Below are 13908 nucleotides of genomic sequence, written 5' to 3' on the forward strand. Positions count from 1 at the left end.
GCTTGACGAAACCGAACGAAGCAAGAACATTGGGGGTTGAATCATGGAGTTTCGGGATTTGCAGGCGGAAGGTTTGGCAGAAGCAACGCTGGCCAGCGAGGGCATCATGGAGACTGTGCGGACAGGCGATGCGCCTGAAAAGGCGCCCAAGAAGGCGGCAGCATCGAACACCATCGACGCCCGCCGCTTCGATGTAGTGACCGATTCCACGCGCGATGCCCTGCTGACGGAGTTCGGCAAGGAGACGCTCAAGGATCGCTATCTGCTGCCCGGCGAATCCTATCAGGATCTGTTCGCGCGCGTCGCGGCGGCTTATGCCGACGATGAGGCGCACGCCCAGCGCATCTACGATTATATCTCCAAGCTGTGGTTCATGCCCGCGACGCCCGTGCTCTCCAATGGCGGCACCGGGCGCGGCCTGCCCATCTCCTGCTATCTCAACAGCGTGGATGACAGCCTGGAAGGCATCGTCAACACCTGGAACGAGAATGTCTGGCTCGCCTCGCGCGGCGGCGGCATCGGCACCTATTGGGGCAGCGTCCGCGGCATCGGCGAGCCGGTCGGCCTCAACGGCAAGACCAGCGGCATCATTCCCTTCGTCCGCGTGATGGATTCGCTCACCCTCGCGATCAGCCAGGGCTCGCTGCGGCGCGGCTCGGCGGCCTGCTATCTGGACGTCTCGCACCCGGAGATCGAGGAGTTCCTCGAAATCCGCAAGCCATCGGGCGACTTCAACCGCAAGGCGCTCAACCTGCATCATGGCGTGCTCATCACCGATGAGTTCATGGAAGCGGTGCGCAAGGGCGCCGAGTTCCAGCTACGGAGTCCCAAGGACGGCAGCGTGCGCGCCACCGTCGATGCGCGCTCGCTTTTCCAGAAACTGGTCGAGACGCGGCTGGCGACCGGCGAGCCCTACATCGTCTTCTCGGACACGGTGAACCGGATGATGCCCAAGCATCATCGCGACGTGGGCCTGAAGGTCTCCACCTCCAACCTCTGCTCGGAAATCACCCTGCCGACCGGCAAGGACCAGTTCGGCGAGGATCGCACCGCCGTGTGCTGCCTCTCCTCGCTCAACCTCGAAACCTGGGACGAGTGGAACGGCGACAAGATGTTCATCGAGGACGTCATGCGCTTCCTCGACAATGTGCTGCAGGATTATATCGACCGCGCCCCCGACGAGATGGCCCGCGCCAAATATTCCGCCGGCCGCGAGCGGTCCGTTGGCCTCGGCGTCATGGGCTTCCACAGCTTCCTGCAGGCGCGCGGCATCTCGTTCGAAGGCGCCATGGCCAAGAGCTGGAACCTGCGCATCTTCAAGCATATCAACGCCAAGGCAAACGAGGCCTCGATGGTGCTGGCGCAAGAGCGCGGCCCCTGCCCCGACGCGGCCGATCAGGGCGTGATGGAGCGCTTCTCCTGCAAGATGGCGATCGCCCCCACCGCGTCGATCAGCATCATCTGCGGCGGCACCTCGGCGTGCATCGAGCCGATCCCGGCGAATATCTACACGCACAAGACGCTCTCGGGCAGCTTCATCGTCAAGAACCCCTATCTCGAGAAGATCCTCGCGGCGAAGTCCAAGGATTCGACCAATGTCTGGAACTCGATCCTCGAGAAGGGCGGCAGCGTGCAGCATCTCGACTTCCTGACCCAGGAAGAGAAGGACACGTTCAAGACCAGCTTCGAGATCGACCAGCGCTGGCTGCTCGAGCTGGCCGCCGACCGCGCGCCGTTCATCGATCAGGCGCAGTCCTTGAATCTGTTCATCCCGGCCGACGTGGAGAAGTGGGACCTGCTGATGCTCCACTTCCGCGCCTGGGAGCTGGGCGTGAAGTCGCTCTATTATCTGCGCTCCAAGTCCATCCAGCGCGCCGGCTTCGCGGGCGGCGTGGAGGCGGACAACACAGCCGAGCTCAAGAAGATCGAGCTGGGCGAGTCCACCGATTATGACGAGTGCCTCGCCTGCCAATGATCCCCGGATCATCGGCAAGTTCCGGCTCGGCACTCTCGCCTGCCAGTAAGGAGCGGGCATCGTCCACTCAATCGATCCCATATGGGCCGGAGCGCATGGCGTCTCCGGCCCATATCTTTGGCGGGCGACGCCTCCCCCATGCATTGTCGCCAAATCCTCCAGCAAAGATGGTACGATCTGGCACGCCGCCCTTCAGGCAACCGAGCGCGGGGGGCGTTCGTTCAACGATATTGCGCAACGCGTTCAAGGAGACAGCATATGACCACCCGGACAGCATCGGCTCAATATGAAGGCATGGGCAAGGCCGGCAAAGGCCGCCTCACCACCCAATCCGGCGTGCTCAAGGAGCAGCCCTATGGCTTTGGCACGCGGTTCGGCGATGAGCCCGGCACCAATCCCGAGGAGCTGATCGCGGCGGCCCATGCCGGTTGCTTCACCATGGCGCTCTCCTTCGCGCTGGAGCGCGCCGGCTATGCCGACGGGTCGCTCGACACCAAGGCTTCGGTCAAACTCGAACAGGGCGACGGCGGATTTACGATTACCCGCTCCGACTTGGTGCTGGAAGCCACCGTGCCCGGCATCGACCCCGATGAGTTTGCGCGGATCGCGGAAGAGGCGAAGAAGACCTGCCCGGTCTCGAAGCTGCTCAATGCCGAGGTGACGCTGGAACATCGCCTGAGTTGATCCGGCACGCGAGCGCGCAGCAGAGCAGGTTCTGCGAGCCCTCGGAACGACCTCGCCTTCCAGCCGTTATCTCTGCCAACAAGGGCAGGACGATCAGAAAGGCAAGGACATGACTTTCGCAGGATTTCGCACACCGGCCATCGCACTCGCGGCCGCGACCATGACCCTCGCAGGGTGCAGCGACATGGGCCTTGGCGGCGGCCCCGGCTATGCCTCCAACAATGATGGCTATGTGCTGGGCGCCAATGACCCGATCTATCGCGACGACCGCGGCGGCTACTATTGCCGCAAGCCGGACGGTACGCGCGGCGCGATCATTGGCGGCCTAGCCGGTGGCGTTCTCGGGAACATCATCGCGCCCGGTGGCAGCAAGACGATCGGCACGATCATCGGCGCTGCGGGTGGCGCCGTGGCGGGCCGAGCGATCGAACGCGGCGAGGTGCGCTGCCGCTAAGGCCTCGCCGGCCAACGCAAACGTGCTTCGCAAAATTTCGCAAATCAGGAGAGCATCATGCTGAAAACATTTTTCTATGGAGCGGTCGCCGCCTTCATCGGCTCGAAGCTCAAGAAGATGAACGATGAGGGACGCCTCGAGCCGTATAAGGATCGCGCCCGCAAGCGCGCTCAGGAGCTCAAGGACAAGCTGGCGGAACATCGCCAGACGTCCGAGACGGATACGGCCCGGCAGGGGATCGGCAAATCGCTGTCGTCCGACAAGACGCAAGCCAATGCTTCGGCATCGCCGGATGTTTCGAAGCCCGCAAAGGCCCATCCCTGGCCGGTCGATCCACAGGCTATGCCGAGCTGAGTGACCAGTCCTCCACATGAAACGGGCGCCCGAACGGCGCCCGTTTTGCTTTGTCAGCGCCGCTCGATCAGCCTGTTCAGCTCCACCTGGCGCTGGGCGATCAATTCCGGCACCGCGTCGATTTCCTTCTCCAAGGCATCGCGCAGGCTGCAAATCTGCGCATCGGTGAGATGCTCGATGCCGATATAGCCATTCTGCGCGGACTCGATGGCGCGGATAAGCTCGTCCAGCTTGACCTGCATGGCGCTCGCGTCGCGGTTCTGGGCATTCTGGATCAGGAACACCATGAGAAAGGTCACGATCGTCGTGCCGGTGTTGATGACCAGCTGCCACGTGTCCGACCACTGAAAAATCGGCCCGCTGATCCCCCATATGACGATGATGCTCAAGGCGAGAACGAAGGTGAACGGCTGCCCCGTCCAGCTCGCCATGCGGCTGGCGAAACGGGTGAAAAACATCTCGATCATATTGCGCATTCCAGCAGGGAGGATGCGGCGGATGTGTAACCGGTCGAGGCCGGACTGGCCAGCATGCAGGCACTCAAGCCAAAGTTGCTGCGCCCGCCTGTGCGCCAAGACAGAGCAGCCGAAACGCAGGCTCTAGGCATGAGCCGTCTGGCCGGCTACTCTCCCGCGCATGAAGCTTACTTCCGTCCGCGCGCTTGCCGCCCTCGCCCTGCCCGCAGCCATTTTGTTGAGCAGCTGCGCGACGCCGGAAAGTCGCATTCGCGCAGGGCTCGTCCGCGCGGGCCTCAGCGAGCCTATGGCCGGCTGCATGGCGCGCACCCTTACGGATCGCCTGAGCAATGCGCAGCTTCGCCGGATCGCGACGCTGACCGATGGACGCGGCATCGACCCCAACAGGACGACGGTGAGCGAAATGGTCCGCCACTTGAGCACGTTGGGCGATCCAGAAATCCTGCGGGCGGCTACAGCATCGGCGATTAGCTGCGCAATCTGACGTAACGCACGTCTTCGAGCCAATCCGCCTCGCGAGACCTTGACCGGCGCCGCGCTGGTCCACGCGCAATTAGCATATCCGAACCGTCGATTTTGCAACTTTGCAAATTACGCCCGCGTCGGCTTGGGCTATGGCGCACCCAACCTCTTCTCAGGCTCAGGATACTGCACGCATGAACATCCATGAATATCAGGCCAAGGAACTGCTCGCGAAATTTGGCGCCCCCGTCCCCGCCGGCCATGCCGCGCTGACCGTGGCGGAAGCCGTCGAAGCCGCGAAGTCGCTCCCCGGCCCGCTCTATGTGGTGAAGGCGCAGATTCATGCCGGCGGTCGCGGCAAGGGCAAGTTCAAGGAGCTCGGTCCGGATGCCAAGGGTGGCGTGCGGCTGGCCAAGACGATCGAGGAAGTCGAAGCGCACGCCAAGGACATGCTCGGCAACACGCTGGTGACGATCCAGACCGGTGAGGCCGGCAAGCAGGTCAACCGCCTGTACATCACCGATGGCGTCGACATCGAAAAGGAATTCTACCTCGCCCTGCTCGTGGACCGCGCCAGCGGCCGCATCGCCATGGTCGCTTCGACCGAGGGCGGCATGGACATCGAGGAAGTGGCGCACTCCACGCCCGAGAAGATCCACACCATCACCATCGACCCGGCGACCGGCTTCATGCCGCATCATGGCCGCCGCGTGGCTGCCGCGCTGGAGCTTTCCGGTGATCTCGCCAAGCAGGCCAGCAAGGTCGCCGGCGCGCTGTACAAGGCGTTCCTTGGCACTGATGCCAGCCAGATCGAGATCAACCCGCTCGCCATCGCCGGCGGCAAGATCCAGGTGCTGGACGCCAAGGTCGGCTTCGACGGCAATGCCCTGTTCCGCCACCCGGACCTGATGGAATTGCGCGACGAGACCGAGGAAGACCCCGCCGAGCTGGAAGCGAGCAAGTACGACCTCGCCTACATCAAGCTGGATGGCGACATCGGCTGCATGGTCAACGGCGCGGGCCTTGCCATGGCGACGATGGATATCATCAAGCTCAATGGCATGTTCCCGGCCAACTTCCTCGATGTGGGCGGCGGCGCCTCCAAGGAGAAGGTGACAGCGGCGTTCAAGATCATTCTGAGCGACCCGGCGGTGAAAGGCATTCTGGTCAACATCTTCGGCGGCATCATGCGCTGCGATATCATTGCCGAGGGCATCGTCGCGGCGGCCAAGGAAGTGAACCTCTCGGTGCCGCTGGTCGTACGGCTTGAGGGCACCAATGTGGCGCAGGGCAAGGAAATCCTCGCCAATTCCGGCCTCGCCATCGTGCCGGCCGACGATCTGGGCGATGCTGCCAAGAAGATCGTGGCCGAGGTGAAGGCGCTGGCCTGATGCACGGCGCGGCAGAGGGCGGTTGCCGCTGTGGCAAGCTGCGCTTTCGGGTGACCGGAGCGCCGCTGTTCACGGCGGCCTGCCACTGCCGCGGCTGCCAGCTGATGACGGCGAGCGCTTTCTCGCTGAGTAGCTGCTATCTCTTCACCGGTTTCCAAGTGATCGCCGGCGAGCCGGTGATCGGTGGATTGCACGGGGCAACCCGGCATTTCTTCTGCGATCATTGCCTGAGCTGGGTGTTCACGCGGCCGGACGGCATGGACGAGATCGTCAACGTGCGCACGACCTTGCTGGACGTGCCACCGACGGACCCACCCTTCCTCGAAACCTATACCTCGGAAGCGCTGCCCTGGGCAGTCACGAAAGCCAGACACAGCTTCGAGACCTTCCCGCCCATGGAGCAATTCCAACCCCTCATGGCGGAATTCGCCAGTCTCGCGCACGGTTGACGTTAACGTGAACGTCAACTAATATTTGAATGTCTTAAGGAGAGCGCAGATGAAAATCCTCGTCCCCGTAAAACGGGTGCTCGATTACAATCTCAAGCCGCGCGTGAAGGCGGACGGGTCCGGTGTGGACCTCGCCAACGTCAAGCTCAGCATGAACCCCTTTGACGAGATTGCCGTCGAGGAAGCCATTCGCCTGAAGGAAAAAGGCGTGGCGACCGAGATCGTCGCGGTCTCCATCGGCGAGGCGAAGTCGCAGGAAACACTGCGCACGGCGCTGGCCATGGGCGCGGACCGCGCGATCCTGATCACGCATGAGGGCGTGGCCGAGCCGCTGGCGGTGGCCAAGCTCCTGAAGGCGATTGTCGATGAGGAGCAGCCGGGCCTGGTGATCCTCGGCAAGCAGGCGATCGACGATGACAGCAACCAGACGGGCCAGATGCTCGCTGCACTGCTCGGCTGGGCGCAGGGCACCTTCGCCAGCAAGGTCGAGGTCTCGGGCGACACGGCGAATGTGACGCGCGAAGTGGACGGCGGGCTGGAAACGGTGGCGGTTAAGCTGCCGGCCATCGTGACCACCGACCTGCGCTTGAACGAGCCGCGCTATGCCTCACTGCCCAACATCATGAAGGCCAAGTCCAAGCCGCTCGCGCAGAAGACGCCGGCCGATTACGGCGTGGACATGACGCCGAGGCTGACGACGCTGACGGTGACCGAGCCGGCCAAGCGGCAGGCGGGCGTGAAGGTGAACAGCGTGGATGAGCTGGTCGAGAAGCTGAAGGTGCTTGGGGTCGCCTGAGCGACCGATCACTTTTCCGTTCGTGTCGAGCGAAGTCGAGACACGCCGCGCACAACGCTTCTCGACTTCGCTCGAAGCGAACGGGATGCGGATGAAGGGACAGGATAATGAAGACACTGGTTCTGGTCGAGCATGACAATGCCACCCTCAAGGATGCGACCCTGCCGGTCGTGACCGCCGCCGCCCAGCTTGGCGAGGTCCATCTGCTCGTCGCGGGCAAGGGCTGCGCCGGGGTGGCGGAGCAGGCCGCCAAGATTGCTGGCGTCGCCAAGGTCCATCTCGCCGATGATGCGGCGCTGGAGCACCAGCTCCCCGAGAATGTCGCACCGTTGATCGTGGACCTCATGGGGCATCATGACGCCTTCCTCGCCCCGGCCACGACGACCGGCAAGAACATCGCGCCGCGCGTCGCCGCCTTGCTCGACGTGATGCAGATTTCGGACATCATCGCGGTGGATGGGCCGGACATGTTCACGCGCCCGATCTATGCCGGCAATGCCATCGCGCAGGTGAAGACGAGTGACGCCAAGCTGGTCATCACCGTGCGCGGCACCGCCTTCGACAAGGCGGCGCCCGAGGGCGGATCGGCCCCGGTGGAGGCCGTGTCCGGCACCGGCGACGCTGGCACCGCGCGCTTCGTGTCCGCCGAGGTCGCAGCCTCCGAGCGGCCCGAACTGACGAGCGCCAAGATCATCGTGTCCGGTGGACGTGGCGTGGGCAGCGGCGAGAATTACAAGGCGCTCATCGAGCCGCTGGCCGACAAGCTCGGTGCCGCCGTCGGCGCCTCGCGCGCGGCGGTGGACGCGGGCTTCGTGCCCAATGATTATCAGGTCGGCCAGACCGGCAAGATCGTGGCGCCGGACGTCTACATCGCCGTCGGTATTTCCGGCGCCATCCAGCACCTTGCCGGCATGAAAGACTCCAAGACAATCATCGCCATCAACAAGGACGAGGACGCGCCGATCTTCCAGGTGGCCGACGTCGGACTGGTGGGCGACCTGTTCCAGATCGTGCCGGAGCTGACGAGCAAGCTCTGAGGCGCGGGGTGCATTCGGCAGAATGCGGGAGCGTCGCTATTGGACGCGTCCGGGTTCTGCGGGGCCATGCCGGACTCTGCTAAAGGTTCCTAACCTTGGCGCACAGAAGGGCGTGGACGTGACTTGCGTTGTAGAACGGGAAAGTCAGGGATTGGCGAGCCCCGAACGGCGATGCGCGCCGGCGCTAGCAGATGAAGAAACAAGGTTCGGCAGGCAATTTCGCCCGCTATAGTCGCGCCGATGGCTCTTGACCTTGGACGGCGCCTTGCGCCCATACGCTTCCTCGCTTTTGCGGCGATCCTGCTTGTCAGCCTGCCGCTGCTGCATCCGGTCCTGGGCTGGCGCCATGCCATGATGGCGGGATTCGACGTGGCGGCCGGTATCTTTCTGCTGTCCGTCTGGCCTTTGCTGGCCCGCGCCGGGCCGGATCAGATGCGCCAGTCGGCTGCGCGGAACGATGCCAATCGCACCTTGCTGCTGGGGATCACCGGCGCGGTCTCGCTGGTGGTGCTCGTCGCAATCTTCTCCGAACTTGAGAACAGGCACGATCCCGGCATCGAGGCCATGGCTCTGGTCATCGCGACCCTGGCACTGGCGTGGATCTTCTCGAACATGGTCTACGCCCTCCATTATGCCCATATGTTCTATGTGCGGAGCGAGGGCGACGCGAAGGACGAGGGCGGCGCGGATGCGCGCGGCTTCGACTTTCCCGGCACCAAGGAGCCGACCTATTGGGATTTCGTCTACTTCAGCTTCACGCTGGGCATGACGTTCCAGACCTCGGACGTGGCGGTCACCTCCACCTCGGTCCGGCGCGTCGCGACGATCCACTGCCTCGCCGCCTTTGTCTTCAATCTGGGCGTACTGGCCTTCACGATCAACGTGCTGGGCGGCAGCGGCAACTGAGCCCGTCGCGCCGGCTGCGACACATTGATACAAACTCCGCCGATTGCGACAAAGTCTCGTGACAAGTGGGGGCTATACAGTCCTCATCAGCGTTACTCTCCCACGGCGCTGATACTCTCCCACAGTCCCCGACGGCCCCTCCCTCCCCCAGGGAGGGGCCAAGGACGTTTGGGGGTAAGCGCCCCCCGCTCTCCCACCACAACTAAAATTGCGATTAGTGCTCCTGCGCAGGCAGGAGCCCAGGGCGCAGCCGGATGTCCTTGCCGCCCTAGGCTCCTGCCTGCGCAGGAGCACAAGTTACGCTATTAGAAGTTATGCTTGATGGCGTTGTCAGGCGGCGGTCCAGCCGCCATCCACGCTGATGTTCGCGCCGGTAATGTTGCTCGCGGGATCCGAGCAGAGGAACATCGCGATCGCGGCGACCTGTTCTACCGTCACGAACTCCTTGGTCGGCTGGCCGGCGAGCAGCACATCGTTGATGACCTGCTCGCGCGTCATGTTGCGCGCTTTCATCGTGTCCGGAATCTGGCCCTCGACCAGCGGCGTCCAGACATAGCCAGGCGAGATGCAATTGGCGGTAATGCCGAAGGTCGCCAGTTCCAGCGCGATCGTTTTGGTAAAGCCGGCAAGGCCGTGCTTGGCCGTCACATAAGCCGACTTGAACGGCGAGGCGACGAGGCTATGCGCAGAGGCGGTCTGGATGATCCGGCCCCATTTGCGCTGCTTCATATAGGGCACGGCAAGCCGGGTGGTGTGGAAGGCGGATTCCAGATTGAGCTTGATGATGAGGCTCCACTTGTCGAGCGGGAATTCCTCCACCGGCGCGACATGCTGGGTGCCGGCATTGTTGATGAGGATGTCGACGCCGCCAAAGGCCTCCGCCGCCTGCGCCATCATCGCCTCGATCTCCTCCGGCTTGGTGAGATCATGGCCGGAATAGATCGCCTTCGCGCCGCTCGCCTGTTCCAGGGCCAGCCGCTCCTTCTCGATGGCATCGGCATCGCCAAAGCCGTTGATGACGAGGTTGACGCCCTCGGCCGCCAGCGACTTGGCATAAGCAAGGCCGATGCCCGATGTGGAGCCGGTGATCAGCGCTGTCTTGCCCTTCAAACTCATGCCTGCTTCTCCTTGATCTGACCGGTCAGCGCGAGGTCGAAGGTTGCGCTGCGGCCACTGACGATGTTTTCCGCGATAAGCTGGGTCCCGTGCGAGAGCACGGCGGCGACGGCGGCATCGCCCTGCGCCCAGTGATCCAGCATCGTGCGGCGCGAAAACTCGAAATCGCGCGCGCCGCTGTGCCAGGCGCGCAGGCGGTGGATGAGATGGATGATGTTGACCGATCCTTCCTCGATCATCCCCGCCAGCCGCCGCGCCTCGGATGTTTGGGCGACGTCCTGCGGCAAGCGATCCAGCAGCGCGCGGATCGCCTCATGCTCCCGCCGGGTACGCAGGAAGCGGTCCGTCACCTGCCGGGTGCGGCTGGAATATTGAATATCCTTTTGCCGCGACCAGACATCGCTCATTTCGCGCGGCAGCGGCCCTTCTGCCGGGAAGAGATCGACCTGGAAGATCAGCAGATCACCGGACTGGTGCTCGAGGACATGACTGAGCGGGGTATTGGAGACCAGGCCGCCATCCCAATAATGGCGGCCGTCAATCTCCACCTGCGGCAGGCCCGGCGGCAGGGCACCGGAGGCCATGACATGGCGGGCATCGATCCGGCCGCGCCATTGCGGATCCTGATTGTCGAAATAGACGAAATTGCCGTTCTCGATATCCACTGCGCCAATGGAAAACCGCATGGGACCGTGATTGACCCGGTCCCAGTCGACCAGCCGGTCCAGCGTCTCGCGCAAGGGCGCCGTGTCGTAATAGCTGATCGCTTCCGTCGTTCCGGGCGGTGCCCATAGGGGCTGCAAGAAATGCGGGCGGAAGAAACCTGGTACGCCCCCGAGCAGCACGGCGCCGGCGGCGGCGAGATGTGCGCCCTCGCGCAGATGATCGTCCTCGGGCAGGCAGATGTTCGGCAGGCCGCTGCTGACGAGAGTCCAGAACTCGGTCAGACGGGCCACCCATTGATCGGGCGTGTTGCCGGCGATGATGGCGGCATTGACGGCGCCGATGGAGATGCCCGCGACCCAGTCGATCCCGATGCCCAGCGCCGCCAGCCGCTCGATCACGCCGGCCTGATAAGACCCCAGCGCACCTCCGCCCTGGAGGACCAGTGCGACCTGATCGGGCAAAGGAAGCGGCGCATGGCCGCCGCGGCGACGCGGAGTCGGCATATCCATGGTGCGATGCAATATCCCATTCCCCGGCCGTCCACCAGCGCCGAGCGGGGACCGGATGTCGCGATCCCCACAGAATTGCCGGGGCGTTGGGATAGTTCCTAGCCTTGTTGCATTTCACCGTCGCAGCGGGGAGAATTTCCCGACACATCGACCATGGCGTGATCATGCAAGCACGCGCTGGGGAAGGGACGAGAATGCGGCTCGACGACGAACGGGAAAGCAGCAACTACGAGATCCAGCGTGGCGGCGGGGGCGGTTTCGGCGGCGGGGGCGGCAATCTGCTCGGCATGTTGCTGCCGATGATCGGCAGCCGCTTCGGCTGCGGCGGGGTGGTAATCGCGCTCGCCGTGTTCGCCTTCATCAGCTTCAGCGGCGGCGGGCTGCTGACCGGCGGAGATACCTCCCAGCCGGCGACCGAGCAGGGCGCTCCTACGGGTCAGGAGGGAGAGCTGACACAGATGCAGAGCTTCTCGCTCAAGGTGCTCAACACCACCGAGCGCATCTGGGGCGATCTCTTCCGGCAAAGCGGCCAGACCTACAAGCCCGCCGTGCTCTCCTTCTACGCGCAAAGCGGGCGCTCCGGCTGCGGGGCGGCGCAATCGGCCATGGGACCATTCTACTGCCCGCTCGACGAGAAGATTTACCTCGACACGGATTTTTTCCGGGAACTGCAGCAGCGCTTCGGCGCACCGGGCGACTTCGCCCAGGCCTATGTGATCGCCCATGAAGTCGCGCATCATGTCCAGCATCTGGAGGGCCGGCTGGATGATGTGAACAAAAGGCAGCAGCAGCTGGGCGAAGCACAAGCCAATGCACTGCAGGTCCGCATCGAGTTGCAGGCCGATTGCTACGCAGGGGTGTGGGGACGCCGTACCGGTCTGATGGAAACCGGCGACCTTGAGGAAGGCCTGCGCGCTGCCGCAGCGATCGGCGATGACACGCTGCAAAAGGACGCCGGGCGCCGGCCGGTGCCGGACAGCTTCACCCACGGCACCAGCGCCCAGCGGGTGGCTTGGCTGCGTCGGGGCTACGACTCCGGCGACCCTGCCCAGTGCGACACCTTCAGCGGCGACATCTGATCGTCGAAGCGGGCAGGTGATTCGCGAATGAGGGTGACATTGCATTCGATTGCAATGTTCAGCTAGGAGCAAGGCGCCCTTGTCCATGATCAGAAAATGGCGGGTTTCTTTGAATTTTTTTCGCTTCTTTGAGGCGATCGCCGGTTGATTCCGTCACCTCTCGCGCGCGCGAGATAAAACTCTGCAGCGAGAGGGATGAAGAAGGTTTCCTCTTCGGACAAAATTTTTTCTCTTTTATATCAACGCTGTATACGCAAATTACATTTTTGCATCAGCGAGTTTCGTTTTTCGCACTTGCAGCAAAAAGCGGATGTGCTATTTAGAAACTGCCTTTCAGGCATCCTCTCCTAAGACTCAAGGGGCCGATCTCTCACGAGGTCGGCCCTTTTTTTTTGTATAAAACTGCATTAGGCAGGCCCGTCTCCATCGCTCTTACAAGATTACTTCGGAGAGGGAGCCGCCGGGAAGACCGGCACGGGCGACGGGACAAAGCGGAGGATCGAGCGCTTAGAAGCAGCTCTCCTCCGCTTTTTCGTTTCTGAACATTGCGCGGGACTCTGAACATTGCGCGGGACTATCGAGGCAGCAGTGTCTTGCTGTCATTGGGCAGGCTGCCTTCCGTAAGCGGCTTTGAGTGCGCGGGTAGGGCACAAGGATGCCCCCCGAGCGAAGGCGGCAGCCCGGCACCGTTGACAGCCTCGCGAGAGAACAGAAAGCCCGCGAGCACTGAACCGCGCACGCGCAATCAATGCTAGTCGATCAGTCAGGAAGGCGAGCGGCCAGAACGCCGCTCATCGGCGGCGCGCCCTGCGCAGACATGCAAGCTATCGGGAGCAGAGCCGCTAGTCGTATGATCAATCGTCGCGAGAGACTTTTTCCTGCCGTTCGTGGCGCTCCTGCGCCTCAACGGTCATGGTCGCGATGGGGCGGGCTTCGAGGCGACCGAGCGAGATGGGCTCGCCGGTCACTTCGCAATAGCCATATTCGCCATCGTCGATGCGGCGCAACGCGGCATCGATCTTCGAGATGAGCTTGCGCTGCCGATCGCGGGTGCGCAGCTCGATGGACCAGTCCGTTTCGCTAGAGGCGCGATCGTTGAGATCGGGCTCGCGCAGCGGTTCGCTCTGCAGCGTGGCGAGCGTGCCCTCTGCCTCAGCGAGAATCTGCTTTTTCCAATCGAGCAACCTGCGGCGGAAATATTCCAGCTGCAGCGGCCCCATAAACTCTTCGTCTGCGGAAGGCCGATAGCCTTCGGGAAGATCGATCCCCGAGCCTTTCGAGCCGTTTTTATCCGACGAATCTGCAAGCGAGGCCATTCACTTCTCCGCGTCGATCAAGTCGCCGATTTCCGGCGCTCTCGCGGCGCCTATAGAGCGCAGCCGAGAGTGAAACAAGCACTGTTTCCAGCGCATTGAACGATGACTGAACAACGGCCGAATCCGCCATGAAACGGCGGCCGAACGAGCCGATTATCGCCGCCCTCGCCAGGCTTTGGTGGCGGTGCCGGTCGCGTCCCCATCACTGGGAGATCGCTGGCCGCTTGATCGGCCATGG

The 13908-nt window shown here is 63.2% G+C and carries 15 protein-coding genes; 11 read left to right on the plus strand and 4 right to left on the minus strand.

From position 1 onward, the window contains the following. Positions 1-106: 106 nt before the first annotated feature. From M2332_RS06115 to M2332_RS06130, 4 genes are all read left to right on the plus strand, one after another. Entirely contained in the window at positions 107-1975 is a 1869-nt protein-coding gene (locus tag M2332_RS06115) for a ribonucleoside-diphosphate reductase subunit alpha (protein ID WP_264574909.1), read from the plus strand. 258 nt (positions 1976-2233) lie between these two features. Then, positions 2234-2659, plus strand: a complete 426-nt coding sequence (locus tag M2332_RS06120) for an OsmC family protein (RefSeq protein WP_264571026.1) — start codon at positions 2234-2236, stop codon at positions 2657-2659. A 109-nt stretch (positions 2660-2768) separates the two neighbouring features. Next, positions 2769-3113, plus strand: a complete 345-nt coding sequence (locus M2332_RS06125) for a glycine zipper 2TM domain-containing protein (protein WP_181560327.1) — start codon at positions 2769-2771, stop codon at positions 3111-3113. Positions 3114-3170: 57 nt separating this feature from the next. Beyond that, on the plus strand, positions 3171-3467 hold the full coding sequence (locus tag M2332_RS06130) for a hypothetical protein (protein WP_264573359.1): 297 nt from the start codon (positions 3171-3173) through the stop codon (positions 3465-3467). 53 nt (positions 3468-3520) lie between these two features. Here M2332_RS06130 and M2332_RS06135 read toward each other — a convergent pair whose 3' ends face one another. Then, positions 3521-3931 (minus strand): low affinity iron permease family protein, encoded by a 411-nt coding sequence (locus M2332_RS06135; protein WP_181561484.1) that lies wholly within the window; start codon positions 3929-3931, stop codon positions 3521-3523. Between the two features lie 172 nt (positions 3932-4103). Between M2332_RS06135 and M2332_RS06140 the strand changes: the two genes are divergently transcribed. From M2332_RS06140 to M2332_RS06165, 6 genes are all read left to right on the plus strand, one after another. Beyond that, complete coding sequence (locus M2332_RS06140) at positions 4104-4427, plus strand: hypothetical protein (protein ID WP_181560329.1); 324 nt, start codon at positions 4104-4106, stop codon at positions 4425-4427. A 172-nt stretch (positions 4428-4599) separates the two neighbouring features. Then, positions 4600-5796: an ADP-forming succinate--CoA ligase subunit beta gene (gene sucC, locus M2332_RS06145; RefSeq protein WP_181560330.1), complete on the plus strand. Its 1197-nt coding sequence runs from the start codon at positions 4600-4602 to the stop codon at positions 5794-5796. Continuing rightward, positions 5796-6245 (plus strand): GFA family protein, encoded by a 450-nt coding sequence (locus M2332_RS06150; RefSeq protein ID WP_264573361.1) that lies wholly within the window; start codon positions 5796-5798, stop codon positions 6243-6245. The genes sucC and M2332_RS06150 overlap by 1 nt, the downstream gene beginning before the upstream one ends. Before the next feature lie 49 nt (positions 6246-6294). Beyond that, positions 6295-7041 carry an electron transfer flavoprotein subunit beta/FixA family protein gene (locus M2332_RS06155; RefSeq protein ID WP_264573362.1) on the plus strand — a complete coding sequence of 249 codons (747 nt, stop codon included), beginning with the start codon at positions 6295-6297 and terminating at the stop codon, positions 7039-7041. A 107-nt stretch (positions 7042-7148) separates the two neighbouring features. Further along, positions 7149-8078, plus strand: coding sequence for an electron transfer flavoprotein subunit alpha/FixB family protein (locus M2332_RS06160; protein WP_264573363.1), 930 nt, complete (start codon positions 7149-7151; stop codon positions 8076-8078). A 240-nt stretch (positions 8079-8318) separates the two neighbouring features. Continuing rightward, entirely contained in the window at positions 8319-8984 is a 666-nt protein-coding gene (locus tag M2332_RS06165; protein ID WP_264573364.1) for a DUF1345 domain-containing protein, read from the plus strand. A gap of 330 nt (positions 8985-9314) precedes the next feature. Here the strand turns inward: M2332_RS06165 and M2332_RS06170 are convergent, their stop codons facing one another. Next, positions 9315-10100 (minus strand): 3-hydroxybutyrate dehydrogenase, encoded by a 786-nt coding sequence (locus M2332_RS06170; protein WP_181560335.1) that lies wholly within the window; start codon positions 10098-10100, stop codon positions 9315-9317. Continuing rightward, positions 10097-11275, minus strand: a complete 1179-nt coding sequence (locus M2332_RS06175; RefSeq protein WP_264573365.1) for a patatin-like phospholipase family protein — start codon at positions 11273-11275, stop codon at positions 10097-10099. The genes M2332_RS06170 and M2332_RS06175 overlap by 4 nt, the downstream gene beginning before the upstream one ends. A 194-nt stretch (positions 11276-11469) precedes the next feature. Here M2332_RS06175 and M2332_RS06180 point away from each other — a divergent pair, with 194 nt between their 5' ends. Further along, positions 11470-12354, plus strand: coding sequence for a neutral zinc metallopeptidase (locus M2332_RS06180; protein WP_264574910.1), 885 nt, complete (start codon positions 11470-11472; stop codon positions 12352-12354). An 854-nt stretch (positions 12355-13208) separates the two neighbouring features. Here M2332_RS06180 and dksA read toward each other — a convergent pair. Continuing rightward, a complete protein-coding gene (gene dksA / locus M2332_RS06185) occupies positions 13209-13670 on the minus strand; it encodes an RNA polymerase-binding protein DksA (protein ID WP_181560338.1) in 462 nt (153 codons plus the stop codon). Positions 13671-13908: the final 238 nt, after the last annotated feature.

The sequence above is a fragment of the Sphingobium sp. B11D3A genome, from assembly GCF_025961695.1.
GTDB lineage: Bacteria > Pseudomonadota > Alphaproteobacteria > Sphingomonadales > Sphingomonadaceae > Sphingobium.

Bases quoted from the DNA above. Each gene is read 5' to 3' on its own strand.
- M2332_RS06115 (WP_264574909.1), top strand. From the start codon at position 107: ATGGAGACTGTGCGGACAGGCGATGCGCCTGAAAAGGCGCCCAAGAAG.
- M2332_RS06120 (WP_264571026.1), top strand. From the start codon at position 2,234: ATGACCACCCGGACAGCATCGGCTCAATATGAAGGCATGGGCAAGGCC.
- M2332_RS06125 (WP_181560327.1), top strand. From the start codon at position 2,769: ATGACTTTCGCAGGATTTCGCACACCGGCCATCGCACTCGCGGCCGCG.
- M2332_RS06130 (WP_264573359.1), top strand. From the start codon at position 3,171: ATGCTGAAAACATTTTTCTATGGAGCGGTCGCCGCCTTCATCGGCTCG.
- M2332_RS06140 (WP_181560329.1), top strand. From the start codon at position 4,104: ATGAAGCTTACTTCCGTCCGCGCGCTTGCCGCCCTCGCCCTGCCCGCA.
- sucC (WP_181560330.1), top strand. From the start codon at position 4,600: ATGAACATCCATGAATATCAGGCCAAGGAACTGCTCGCGAAATTTGGC.
- M2332_RS06150 (WP_264573361.1), top strand. From the start codon at position 5,796: ATGCACGGCGCGGCAGAGGGCGGTTGCCGCTGTGGCAAGCTGCGCTTT.
- M2332_RS06155 (WP_264573362.1), top strand. From the start codon at position 6,295: ATGAAAATCCTCGTCCCCGTAAAACGGGTGCTCGATTACAATCTCAAG.
- M2332_RS06160 (WP_264573363.1), top strand. From the start codon at position 7,149: ATGAAGACACTGGTTCTGGTCGAGCATGACAATGCCACCCTCAAGGAT.
- M2332_RS06165 (WP_264573364.1), top strand. From the start codon at position 8,319: ATGGCTCTTGACCTTGGACGGCGCCTTGCGCCCATACGCTTCCTCGCT.
- M2332_RS06170 (WP_181560335.1), bottom strand. From the start codon at position 10,100: ATGAGTTTGAAGGGCAAGACAGCGCTGATCACCGGCTCCACATCGGGC.
- M2332_RS06175 (WP_264573365.1), bottom strand. From the start codon at position 11,275: ATGGATATGCCGACTCCGCGTCGCCGCGGCGGCCATGCGCCGCTTCCT.
- M2332_RS06180 (WP_264574910.1), top strand. From the start codon at position 11,470: ATGCGGCTCGACGACGAACGGGAAAGCAGCAACTACGAGATCCAGCGT.
- dksA (WP_181560338.1), bottom strand. From the start codon at position 13,670: ATGGCCTCGCTTGCAGATTCGTCGGATAAAAACGGCTCGAAAGGCTCG.